Genomic DNA, 12,585 nt, shown 5'->3' with positions numbered 1-12,585 from the left:
TAGCGCCAAAGAATTAGATCAAATTAATCATTGGATCAATGCGAGACCAATGAAAACACTCAACTGGCAATCACCACGAAAGGTTTTTCAGCAGTTTGCAGTGTTCGGTTAATTCTTGCAATCTACCTTTTGAATAACAAAGGCAGAAACAGCGATGACTAGCAAACCTATTACAGCTATTGCAAGGCTAAGTGGCGTGATATCATGAATACCTCTATTAAAATTGAAGTTAATAAAAAATATGGTTGCAACCAAGGTTAAAATGTAAACTTGACCCCGTTCATTTAGCATTAATAGAAAATAAAACCACAACAAAACTTGTAAATTACATTCGGTCAACCATTGTGTATAACTATCAATCGAAAGCAAATAACTTTGCAACATAAATATGCTAAACAGCGGTACAAAAGAGCGAATGAAGTGTAGGAAATTTTCGTATTTTTTTGTCTGAAATGCTGATGCCATAGCATTTAAAATCATGCAGCACAGTGAAATAATGCCGACGACAATAAAAAAAGAAAAAACACTAGTTAAGTTAAAAAGGCCAAAGAATATGCTAAAAAATTCTGAAATGATCGTCATTTTGATCACGCTTATTCCTCTCAACATGTTTTTTACAATCAGTCGGACAAGCATTGGTTTTAAACAAAAATCCCTGTTGCAAGCTTACGCCCAATGTTTGTAAGTTGTCAGAAACACTCTCCGTCTCAACCCCTTCAACAACTAAATCCATGTCATGCCTACCAACAATCGACTGTAACAAATGAATTTGCAGCACAATCTCGTCTGGTGTCATCATTTTCTCAAGATGACGATAAGAAATCTTGAGACGATCAAGATATTGAATCGTAATTTCAAGATTGCCTAATGAATTATTACCTGTTGTTAAATCATCCAATGCTAGTCGATAACCCAATTTTTTTAAGCGTTTAAACGCCAAAACATTAATCGTTTCACCATACTGACCATAACGTCTTAACGTTGGAATTTCAGTGATTTCTAAAATTAAGCGAGACCGATTTTCTTGTGAAATATTCTTCATAATTTCAAAAGTCGTTTCGTATTCAATTTCTTGTTGATCAAGGTTCAACGAAAAATGTATTTCTGGATTATCAACTAAAATACGGTTCACTTCCTGCACAATATGCTTCAAAAATTTGGCATGGATTGTTTCCGATTTTGTCATCCACGCATACTCATCTTTGGGAAAACCTGAGACTATATTATTACGTAAAAGTAATTCAAATTCTATTATCTGTTCATTTTTTAAATGTCGAATTGGTTGTCCTACGAAGTAAAAATTTTTAATTGCATCAGTTATAATAGTATTCAAAACACTATCGCTCCTTTAATTTCAAATATTTATGTCAATTAAAAATCTTTACTATTTTAACGAAGAACATTATATTTAAATTTATGTAATAATATCTTAATTTTATCACACCTTTTATACTTTAATAAGTCCTATTATGTAGACAAAAAACGCTAACCTATTCGGCTAGCATTTTCGTTTTGACTATTAAATACCACTAAATACACGATCAATCGTCTGATAGTCATCATCTGACAAGTCAACTTTTAACGTGGCAGCATTGTCGGCCACTTGTTGCGGTTGTCTTGCACCAGGAATCACAACCGCAATATCAGGATTTTTGATATACCACGCCAAAACAGTCTGGGCAACAGTAGCTTGATGACTACTAGCAATCTGTTTGACCACATCTATTCCAGTCATGATCTTATGAAATTGATCTGCTGAAAACTGCTTAAACTTGCTACTATCTTCTGGCTGATACTTACCCGTAAGTAATCCTGAGGCTAATGGAAAGTATGGCACAAATTGAATGTTATTTTCCTTTAGGTAGGGCCACAGCTTGGTTTCAGCTTCACGATCACCTAAGTTGTAATGATCTTCTACAAAATCAACGCCACCATCTTTATTGGCTTCTTTAATTTGTTCTAAACTAAAATTAGAAACACCGACAGCCTTGATTTTGCCAGCTTGTTTTAGCTTAGTTAAAGCGTCTACGGCTTCATCTTTAGGCGTATCGTCATCCGGAAAATGGATATAAAACAAATCAATATAATCTGTTTTGAGACGTGTCAAAGCATCATCAACAGCTTGTGTTAAAAAAGCTGGCGTGTTATTAATTTTTAAATCGTGATTAGGATCTTGCGCTGCTTTAGTCGCAATTTTAAAGTTTTCACGCGGATAATTTTGTAAAACATCCCCAATGATTTCTTCGGATCGACCCAATCCGTACATAAATGCCGTATCAATCATTTGAATATTTGAATCTAATGCTTCTTTTACAAGGTCATAACCATCTTGATCACGAAGGCCGTCAAACAAATTGTGTCCACCGACTTTATTTGTGCCAATCCCTAACTTTGCAGCCTTATGATTTAGTTGATTTACAACGTCTTTATCTATCACTTGCGTCTCCTCCTACTTACTATTTATAACTATAATTATAAACCCTAAGCAGATAGCAACCAAGTGATTTGTTTGCAAATGACACTGCTGTTTTTCACCACAAAAAAAGCACACGCTACTGTGTGCTCCAAAATATACTAAATTATGCTTGATTCAAATCAATTAAAATTTTAGCTTGTGACTTATCACGTGTCAACGCTTCAAAACCATCATTAACAATGTTATCCAATTCAATGGTATCAGTGATAACTGGCTGAACATCAATTTGACCGCTACTTACCAAATCAACCGTTTGTTGGAACGTTTCCTTAGAATAAGCAATCGTTGTGGTCAACTTGACACCAGCATTCATCATTTGCATTGGATCAAAGCTAATTGGCTTAGCAAAAATTGAAACAATAACAACACTACCACGTGGACGTGTCGCGTCAATTGCTTGTTCAAACGTTGGTTGTACACCAGCAACTTCAAATGATACATCGGCACCACCTGGAATAATGTCTTTGATCGCAGCAATTGCGTCTGGCACTTGGCTAGGATTAATAACGTCTGTTGCGCCCATTTCCAATGCCTTCTTCAAACGAACTTCTGACAAGTCCACCGCAACAATTTTAGTTGCGCCAGCAGCTTTTGCAGCCGCAGCAACCAAAACACCAATTGGTCCAGCACCGAAAATAACAACCTTTTCGCCAAATCGCAAATCACCTTCTTTAACGGCTTGAACCGCAACAGCAGTTGGTTCAATTGTTGCAGCTAATTTCAATGAAAAGTCTTCTGGAAGATGATAAAGATTCTCTTCTGGGACATTGACAAACGAAGTGAAGCCACCATCTGTGCTCAAACCAATGAAGCTATAGCCATCATAAACATCAAGATTATCAGGTGAAATTCCCTTAGTCACTGTTGGATTAATCGAAACATGATCACCAACTTTAAACTTGGTAACATCAGCACCAACTTTTTCAATCACACCAGAAAATTCATGTCCCATTGTTAATGGTGCTTGTCCACCAGTTAAAGTGTCTGGTGCATCAACTGGAATAAAGACGGGTCCTTCCAAATATTCATGTAAGTCACTGCCGCAAATTCCGGCATACGCTACACGTACAACAACTTCGTCGGACTTTGCTGGCTTTAACGCAACATCCTCGACTCTAACATCTTTCACACCATGCCATACAGCTGCTTTCATTATTATGTCTCCTTTGATGACAGTAAGTTTTTAAAGACTATATGTCTTTAGTAATATTATAACGCTTATTTTATTTCTTTGTGTAAAAAATCACCTGAAAATAATGATTAAATTCAACCATCATTTGATTTTATCAACCATGTTTGTAAGATATTTTACAAGCAATATTTTTGCATCGGCCGTATTTATCGTTTAATGTAAGTGTTATCAATTAAGAAAGAAGGAAAATGAAAATGTCATTTTATGAATTAAGTGACGGACAGCAATTGCCAGCAGTTGGTTTTGGTACCTATAAACTCGACGGTATCACAGGTGCTCATGCTATCACTTCAGCAATTAAAGCTGGTTATCGTTTATTAGACACTGCTTTCAACTATCAAAACGAGGGCACTGTGGGACAAGCAATCAAGACTTCCCATGTCTCACGTGATGAACTGATTGTCACTTCAAAATTGCCGGGTAAATATTATAGTGATCAGCAGGCATCAATTGATTTGATTCAAGAATCCTTATTTCGTTCCAAATTAGATTACTTTGATTTGTACTTGCTTCATTGGCCAAATCCGATTGATGATCATTATGTTGAAGCATGGGATACGCTAATTCAAGCACAGAAGTTTGGATTAGTAAAATCAATCGGTGTCTGCAATTTCTTACCTGAACACCTAGAACGACTACAAACAGAAACGGGCCATTTACCGGTAGTCAATCAAATCGAATTACATCCCTTCTTTAATCAAGCAGAAATGCGTGCGTATAATTCTGAACACAATATCTTAACTGAAGCTTGGAGTCCCCTAGGCCGAGCAAGCGATTTATTGACTAACCCAACCCTAGTTGATATCGCTAAAAAATATCACAAAAATGTTGGTCAATTGATTTTGAAATGGGAAGTATCGCTTGGTGTTCTCCCTATTCCAAAAGCCACTCACTTTGCCCGTCAAGTTAGCAACTTGGATATTTTTGATTTTGACATCACAAAGGACGACATGGCACGTATTAACGCACTGTCAAAACCTGATGGTCGAACCAATAACCAAGACCCTGCCGTTTATCAAGAATTCTAAAAAAAAGCTTTTAATCTCTTCAATAATAAGAGATTAAAAGCTTTTCTTTTGATCAGATTTTAAACGAATCCACCAAATACATCATCCAAATCAATTGGTTCATGCTTCGTAACAATTGTTTCTTTGTTGACGAATGTTTCAATACCAAAGCGACCCAATTCACGACCGTAGCCGGAATTTTTAACACCGCCGAATGGCAATTCGGGTAATGTACCACCAAAGCTGTTGGCAAAGACTGCACCAGTTTCTAGGCGTGATGCCACTTCAGTTGCATGTTCAGCCGAACCACCAAACACAACGCCACTCAAGCCATAGTGGGAATCGTTGGCTAAAGCAATTGCTTCTTCTTCATCCTTGACTTTGTAAACTTGTCCAACTGGACCAAAGAATTCTTGATAAAATGCTGGGTTTTCCTTAGTGATGTTGGTCAAAATAACTGGCTCGAATTGTGCAGCTGGCAAGTTCTGTTCAACACTACCAAACGCAAGTGTTGCGCCAGCATCGACTGCCGCTTTAACCTGTTTTGTCAGATTCTGCTTAGCTTTTGAAGTACTTAGTGGTGCCAAAGTGGTATCTGAATCCATTGGATCACCAATTTTTGCTTCAGAAAAGGCTTCTTTAAGCATGTCTAACAGTGCATCATAGTTCTTTTCTGTCACGATAAAGCGCTTTGATGACGTGCAGACTTGACCAGCATTATACAAACGTGCACCACCAATAATTTTCTTAATTTCTGAAAGGTCAGCGTCTTCCAAAACAATAAATGGATCACTGCCGCCGAGTTCAAGAGAACTCTGCTTCATGTTCTTACCAGCTTCTGCGGCAATAAGTTGTCCAGCGCGCTCTGATCCTGTCAACGCCACACCTTGAACACGATCGTCTGCAATAATATTATTAACTTGATCATAGTCAACGTAAAGATTAGTGAAGGCACCGTCTGGTACACCTGCTTCGCTAACAACTTTTTCAAAAGCACCAGCTGCCATTGGTGTGTTACTAGCATGCTTCAATAACATTGGATTGCCGGCCATGAAGTTAGGGGCAAAGACACGCATAATTTGATAGTATGGGAAGTTCCAAGGCTCAACTGTCATCAAGACACCTGTTGGTCTTGAGATTGTTTGGGCTGGTCCGATTGATGATTCAATTGGCTTTGGTTTCAAAAATTCCGCTGCATTTTTGGCATAATAACGTGCAATTGATACACAAATAGCAACCTCGCCTTGCGCTTCTACGAAACGTTTTCCCATTTCAAGGGTCAAGACTTTGGCTAACTCATCTGTTTGTGCTTCCATCACGTCAGCCACTTTATTCAACGCTGCGGCACGACTTTCAACAGGATCATTACGCCATTTTTTATACAGTGCATGACCCTTTGCAATTGCTTTTTCGACATAGGCATCATCATGATTGTCATATGTTTTAATCACTTCATCTGTAAATGGATTAATTGTTTGATAGCTCATTTTATTCGACCTTTCGTTTGATACAGAGTGAGTATAACTAACAACATCATTACTATAACACCGTTCAAATTATTACAAAAGTATTTAACTTGTGATTTTATATGCAAATAATATGTAATATTATTCACAAAAAAGCATGATCATCAATTGATCATGCTGACTATTCAACACTGGCTATATAAGCTAGCGTTTGCTGATAACACTTTTTGGCTGCTTTAGTTTGATAATTAAATTGATATTCATGTGTGATGGACTTACTGGTATGATTAAAAAATTGGCTCGTCACTAACACGCCTAATTGTTGTAATTTTTTTTCAAACGCCAAGCCTTGGTCTTGAAAAGAATAAGCATTACCATCTGTGATATAGGTTGGTGGAAATTCAGTTGTGACATGATCAACTAAAGAAGCTTGCTTTAGCTCAACTGACTTTTGCCATTGGCGTGTTCCTAATTCACTCCAAGCAACTGAATGAACGAACCATTTTAATATTAATGAATCACTTTTTTGATCTAATACTTGCTTGAGATTAACTGGGCCACAATATGAAATCGCGCCTTTAACGGCATCTTTTGGGATAGCTGTTTGAAACTTCATACTTTTGGCGTAGCTTTTATTCGTTGCCAATGCTGCATATTGCAGGGCAATTTGTGCACCGGCCGAGTCACCGCCAACAATTATTTGGGATGTATTCAAATTTGATTGACTTTTTAGATAATTTATTGCGTCATTTAACTGATATAGTTGGCTTGGATAAGTCGCAGTGGGCGCCAACTGATAGTTAATTGCAATGACTGTTAATTTGGCGTCAGCAGCTATTTTTGTGGCAAATTCCTTCATGCCACTTTTGTCACCACCCACATACCCACCACCGTGAACCCAGACAAGTGTTGCTTTAGATTTTGTTACATCTTTTGGTTGATAAATATCTAAAGTGTTTTTTTGATAATGAGACGGATAAACGACATTACCGGTCACCGTGACATTTTTAGAAGCCGACTTAAAAGCACTTTTATCCGTAATCGTTACTGGCCCGTCAAACATACGTTTAATCAAATATGCACTTGGTCTTGGAGACAAACTAAATGCTAACAAAGTTGTCAATATTATGACTAATAAGGAAACAACCAACCAGAAAAGCCACCTTCTAATTCTTCGCCACATCAACCATCACCTACTCATATTTCGCTCTTTTGAATTACTATGACTTTTATCATATCATGTGTATGAACACAAAAAAACCAAACCCGTTAGGATTTGGAAAGGTTTAATGACTACAACATAATTTATCTATTAATGTCCTAAACTCCAACCACCATCAATTGGCACTACTGCGCCATTGATATAGTCAGCTTGTGAACTGGTTAAAAATAAAGTTAGATCAGCTACTTCTTGTGGTATCGCCCAACGTTTTGCAGGTGTTTGTTCAGCCACTTGTTTAGCCATTGTGCCATCTCCGGCAAAGTCCGCTGCATTCATCGGCGTATTGATAGCTCCCGGAGCAATCGCGTTAATGTGAATACCCTTTTGAGCATAGTCAAATGCCAGTTGTTTGGTATAACCAATAATCGCGTGTTTGCTTGTTGTATAGGCAGCACCACCTCCACCCGCGGAAAATCCTGCGATGGAAGCCATATTCACAATGTGCCCACCACCTCTTGCAATCATACCGGGCAACACTGCATTAGTTGTAATAAACATAGGCGTAACATTCACGTCTAGAACATGTTGCCAATTCTCAAAATCCGTTTCCAAACTAGGTTGATAATTGTCTAAAATACCAGCCGTATTGATTAAAATATCAATACTTTCCTTATCTGTAATAGTGGTTAGTAAATCAATTAGCTCGTCATGGTGACTGATATCGAGTTGATAAGTAACTAGCCTTTCATGCTGTACGTCTATGAGCTGTTCATCGATTGCAATAACACGAGCACCGTTTGTTAAATAACTCATCATCTGAGAAAAACCGATGCCAGAAGCGGCACCGGTAATCAAAATATTCTTATTTGTATATGTCTTTGTCATTATTTACTCAAATCAACTATTTTACTAAGTGAAAAAATAATAATGCCACCCACAATTAATGAAACAAGTTCACCGGGTACTACGCTAATGTAATACGCCAACCATTGTGCAAAGATTCCGCCTTTTGCACCAGAGGCAAAGGCACCACTTGCGCCAATGCTGAAAGCAAACGTAAATTCCGCAGCCAAAATAGCCATGCCGATAGTTGACACCACAGCAGAACTAATAATAATTTTTACAATCGCACTTTTTACTTTTTTTGTTAATAAATAAGTAATAGCCGTCATAATAACAGTCCCTAAAGTGCCAAATACCCAATCAATCCACCCTAAAGGTGAAACCAAATTAGCGATTAATACACCTGATCCAAGCGCTAGTACATAACGTTTGTTCCAAGCTGATAAATGATTCAGCCCTTCGGACAGGCGTAACTGAACTGGACCAAATCCTATTGGTGCAACAACGATAGTAATCGCTGCATACAAAGCAGCGACAATTGCTACCATAGTAATGTTGCGCGTACGGCTTGATTCTGAAACTGTCATAGATTTTTGCATTGATAAATTCTCCTAGTTTTGATGAGCGGGATGGTAGATGAACCGCTGTTTTCATTGTCACGTTGATTCCTATGCTTTATCAACGATCATTGAGTGTCTTGATTAATTCGTACTTTCATCCATAAAATCTTTAAGTTGCTTTGAACGGCTTGGGTGACGCAACTTTCTCAAAGCTTTAGCCTCGATTTGGCGAATACGTTCACGTGTTACACCAAATACACGACCTACTTCTTCCAACGTGCGCGTACGTCCATCTTCCAAGCCAAAGCGCAAACGCAACACGTTTTCTTCTCTATCAGTTAATGTGTCCAAAACTGACTCCAACTGTTCACGCAACATTTCGTAGGCAGCTGAATCAGCAGGTGAAACGGCTTCATTGTCCTCAATGAAGTCGCCCAAATGTGAATCATCCTCTTCACCAATAGGTGTTTCAAGTGAAACAGGTTCTTGCGCGATTTTTAAAATTTCACGAACTTTGTCGGCCGTCAAATCCATTTCGGCACCAATTTCTTCCGGTAGTGGTTCACGTCCAAGATCTTGCAATAATTGACGCTGAATACGAATCAATTTATTAATTGTTTCGACCATGTGAACTGGAATACGAATTGTACGTGCCTGATCAGCGATAGCGCGTGTAATAGCCTGACGAATCCACCATGTGGCATAAGTTGAAAATTTGAAACCCTTGGTGTAATCAAATTTGTCAACGGCTTTCATCAGACCCATATTACCTTCTTGAATTAAATCCAAGAATTGCATGCCACGACCGACATACCGCTTAGCAATCGACACAACCAAACGCAAGTTAGCTTCGGCTAATTCTTGCTTGGCTTCAACATCGCCATTTTCAATTCGCTTGGCGATTTCTATTTCTTCGTCGCCTTTCAAGAGGTTAACACGACCGATTTCCTTGAGGTACATGCGAACAGGGTCATTGATTTTGATTCCGGCTGGTGTTTCTTCTGCTTCGGCTAACTCCTCTGCTGAGGGCTTATTTTGTTTGGCTTTCAACACTTCTGGTGCTGGGTCACCATTGTCATCAACAATTGCAATGCCCGCATCTTCAACCTTTTCCATCAAACGTTCGATGTTTTCTTCATCTAAGTTGAATGGCTCTGCCAAGCGTTTTGACAAATCAGCATAAGTAATTGACTTAGCAGTCTTAAACTCAGCAATCAATGCCTTTGTGGCTTTATCATATTCTGGATTTTTAAGTGGACCAGATTTTTTGGCTGACTTTGGCTTTGACGCTTTGCCCGCTGCTGCAGCTTGTTCAGGTGTCTTACCTTGTGCTAAAGCCAATAATTCAGCTTTCTTAGCGCGACTATTGTAAGCGATATTGTTCTCATCTAGGTATGCTTTGATATCTAAAATCTTGCTTGCACTTGAAACAGTTGTCATGCTTAACTCCTTTTTACACTAAACGTGCGTTCCATTACTGTTGTTGCTTCTTAATGTTAATCAATTCGGTTGTCAATTGTACTAGCTTCGTGTCATCACGTTGTTGCTTTGCAACGGTAATTTGTCGTTGCAATTCGTCAATTCTCGACATTTTTGGGGCATCATTGATGATTAAACGTAAATAATCGCTAACCGCTTCGTCTTTAACTTCCAAATCACCAAACAAACGATCTATGGCCATTATTTTTTGGTTCAGCTCTGGCTTTTGCAAAAAATCCATAAATTCTGCAATGTCGAAACTGCCAATATGATCTCGCTGATAAACTTCAGCTAACATCATTAATAACTGATAATCTGAATGAACAAATGCAAAACCGGCAGTAGACTTAACCCGACGCATCACTTGCGGATCTTTAATCATTGCCATAATTAAGGCACGCTCAGCCAACTCTACCTTGGAAACCGTGTTTTTAAACTGTGGGTTAGCCTCATAAAGTTGATCATAATAATTATCTTGTGGCGGCTCGCCATAAAAATCATCCCTAGTCGTCAAACGCTGTGATTGCACTTGTGACTGATTTGATTTCTGCTGAAGTGTTTGTGCCAATTGCGCTTGCAACGCTTCTTTAGAAGTCCCGAACTCTTTAGAAATTCGAGTTAACTGCAGATCTTGCTCTACTGGCGTAGCGCGACCCAGTATTATCATCACTTCTTTTAAAAATTGCAAATATTGTGATTGATTACTCAAATTTTTATCACGTTTAGCATCATCAACCAAAAATTCAATCGGCGTTTGGATACTTTGCGTCAAAGATTGTGCTAACTGGGGTAACCCTAATTTAATCCGCACTTCATCTGGATCAAGATTATCAGGTAAATGCACCACGCCAATTTCAAGTGATTTAGTGTTGTTCGTAATCAACTCAATCGACCGTCGTGCAGCTGTCTGTCCGGCATCATCACCATCATAAACCAGCAAAATTCGTTTGGCAATTTTTGCTAATTGGTGGACATGATCGCTTGTTAGCGCAGTTCCCATAGTCGCTACACCAACTTTTTGATCAGCCATGTCAGCTGAAATAACGTCCATGAAACCTTCAAATATCATCGCTGTGCCAGTCTGTCTGATGACATTTTTCGCACGATCAAAATTATATAAGATTCGCCCTTTCATAAAAAAAGGACTCTCAGGACTATTCATATATTTAATTGAATTGTCTTTATCCAGCGCACGACCAGAAAATCCAACCACTTGACCGCGCTCAGTTTTAATTGGCCAGACAATTCGACCAGCAAAGCGGTCACGCTGTTCTCCGGCACTATTGGTGAGGAATAATTCTGAGGCTGATAATAGCGCTGGCGATAGATTCTGATTTTTTGCGTAACTCAACAACAAATTATCGTCAGGTACAAAGCCTATACCAAATGTTTTAATAATATCATCTGTCAGATGACGTTTGTCGTGAAGATACTGAAGTGCGGCTTCTCCTGAGGTCGTATTAAGCAACGTGTGCTGATATAATCTCTGTGCATCATTGTGCAATTGATAAATTGCTTGAGTCGTCGCATCTACTTGGTGCGTGGCCGTCGCTGAAATACTACTGTCAATCGGCATGTCAACACTCTCAGCCAAAAACAGGATAGCCTCTGGATAAGATAGCCCTTCTTTCTCCATAATAAAGGAAAAAACTGAACCCGAGCGACCGCAAGAAAAACAATTAAAAACTTGTTTGTTTTCCTCAACAAAAAGTGATGGATGCTTGTCTTCGTGGAATGGACACGAACCATTCCATTGACGTCCTTTTTTGACGAGCGGCGTGTACTGACCAATAACATCAACAATATTTACTTTCGACCGTACTTCATCAATGAATGATTGCGGAATTTTACTCGCCATGCACACCCCTTTCCAAATAATAAAAGTCGCAAACGACGTCGTTCGCGACCTAATCTTCGTATCTAAAATTATACGTTCAATATTTTAATTTGTCAAGCCCTTTTATTTTTATTAAATCGCTTTATAGCAACGTTTTAGCCATATCAGAATTTTAAATTTAGGATATTATGTTAACTTAGCGAGCAATGGCAGATGTCAACCCCAAGCCGAACGATTGTCCCTTGCTCCATAAAATATTCTTGACATAAAATCAATATGGTAGATTGTAAAATTAAACCGAACACTTGAATAAAAAAGCCGCAGCGCCTTTAATTGTAATTGTCTAAAACAACCATAAAGGAACTGCGACTCATGACTAGTTTATCATCTCAAGAACGCACTGTCATTCAAACTTTACTCGAATTGAATTATTCTGTTCGTGCCATTGCGCGCTTTATTAAACGCTCTCCTTCAACCGTTGTGATTGAAATTCATCAAGTGACACCCTATAAAGCTGACATTGCTCATGCGTTGGCATTGAAAAAACGTCATCTACGTGGTCG

12 protein-coding genes and 1 pseudogene are annotated in these 12,585 nt (G+C 38.6%); 3 read left to right on the top strand and 10 right to left on the bottom strand.

The annotated features are described in order from the left end of the window. Nucleotides 1–112: pseudogene (locus tag BMG01_RS11025) on the top strand (IS30 family transposase); the annotation flags it as partial. On the opposite strand, the gene BMG01_RS09105 reads toward BMG01_RS11025, so the two are convergent. From BMG01_RS09105 to BMG01_RS09090, 4 genes are all read right to left on the bottom strand, one after another. Continuing rightward, nucleotides 109–582: a hypothetical protein gene (locus tag BMG01_RS09105; protein ID WP_233127288.1), complete on the bottom strand. Its 474-nt coding sequence runs from the start codon at nt 580–582 to the stop codon at nt 109–111. The pseudogene BMG01_RS11025 and the gene BMG01_RS09105 sit on opposite strands and share 4 nt — an antisense overlap. Next, nucleotides 557–1,333: an EAL domain-containing protein gene (locus BMG01_RS09100; protein ID WP_051000479.1), complete on the bottom strand. Its 777-nt coding sequence runs from the start codon at nt 1,331–1,333 to the stop codon at nt 557–559. Before BMG01_RS09100 ends, BMG01_RS09105 begins: the two co-directional genes overlap by 26 nt. A gap of 186 nt (nt 1,334–1,519) precedes the next feature. Continuing rightward, nucleotides 1,520–2,437, bottom strand: a complete 918-nt coding sequence (locus BMG01_RS09095) for an aldo/keto reductase (protein ID WP_004914018.1) — start codon at nt 2,435–2,437, stop codon at nt 1,520–1,522. A gap of 142 nt (nt 2,438–2,579) precedes the next feature. Next, nucleotides 2,580–3,629: a 2,3-butanediol dehydrogenase gene (locus BMG01_RS09090; protein ID WP_004914016.1), complete on the bottom strand. Its 1,050-nt coding sequence runs from the start codon at nt 3,627–3,629 to the stop codon at nt 2,580–2,582. A 233-nt stretch (nt 3,630–3,862) separates the two neighbouring features. On the opposite strand from BMG01_RS09090, the gene BMG01_RS09085 reads away from it, so the two are divergent. Further along, a complete protein-coding gene (locus BMG01_RS09085; RefSeq protein ID WP_004914015.1) occupies nt 3,863–4,696 on the top strand; it encodes an aldo/keto reductase in 834 nt (277 codons plus the stop codon). 59 nt (nt 4,697–4,755) lie between these two features. On the opposite strand, the gene BMG01_RS09080 is transcribed toward BMG01_RS09085, so the two are convergent. The 6 genes from BMG01_RS09080 to dnaG all read right to left on the bottom strand — a co-directional run bounded on the left by BMG01_RS09080 (nt 4,756) and on the right by dnaG (nt 12,043). Next, the gene (locus BMG01_RS09080; protein WP_004914013.1) at nt 4,756–6,162 is read right to left on the bottom strand and encodes an NAD-dependent succinate-semialdehyde dehydrogenase; all 1,407 of its coding nucleotides are present in this window, start codon (nt 6,160–6,162) and stop codon (nt 4,756–4,758) included. Nucleotides 6,163–6,322: 160 nt separating this feature from the next. Beyond that, a complete protein-coding gene (locus BMG01_RS09075; RefSeq protein WP_004914011.1) occupies nt 6,323–7,324 on the bottom strand; it encodes an alpha/beta hydrolase in 1,002 nt (333 codons plus the stop codon). A gap of 129 nt (nt 7,325–7,453) precedes the next feature. Next, on the bottom strand, nt 7,454–8,188 hold the full coding sequence (locus BMG01_RS09070) for a 3-oxoacyl-ACP reductase (protein ID WP_004914009.1): 735 nt from the start codon (nt 8,186–8,188) through the stop codon (nt 7,454–7,456). Next, nucleotides 8,188–8,745: a QueT transporter family protein gene (locus tag BMG01_RS09065; RefSeq protein WP_004914007.1), complete on the bottom strand. Its 558-nt coding sequence runs from the start codon at nt 8,743–8,745 to the stop codon at nt 8,188–8,190. The genes BMG01_RS09070 and BMG01_RS09065 overlap by 1 nt, the downstream gene beginning before the upstream one ends. A 102-nt stretch (nt 8,746–8,847) precedes the next feature. Continuing rightward, nucleotides 8,848–10,146, bottom strand: coding sequence for an RNA polymerase sigma factor RpoD (gene rpoD, locus BMG01_RS09060; RefSeq protein WP_080518954.1), 1,299 nt, complete (start codon nt 10,144–10,146; stop codon nt 8,848–8,850). Nucleotides 10,147–10,180: 34 nt separating this feature from the next. Beyond that, a complete protein-coding gene (gene dnaG, locus BMG01_RS09055; RefSeq protein ID WP_004914002.1) occupies nt 10,181–12,043 on the bottom strand; it encodes a DNA primase in 1,863 nt (620 codons plus the stop codon). 351 nt (nt 12,044–12,394) lie between these two features. Here dnaG and BMG01_RS09050 point away from each other — a divergent pair. Beyond that, a partial coding sequence (locus tag BMG01_RS09050) for a helix-turn-helix domain-containing protein (protein ID WP_143472291.1) occupies nt 12,395–12,585 on the top strand: 191 nt, incomplete at its 3' end.

It is taken from the genome of Leuconostoc sp. BM2 (genome assembly GCF_002095565.1).
Classification (GTDB): Bacteria; Bacillota; Bacilli; order Lactobacillales; family Lactobacillaceae; genus Leuconostoc; species Leuconostoc falkenbergense.
This window is presented reverse-complemented; position numbering and strand designations above follow the sequence as displayed.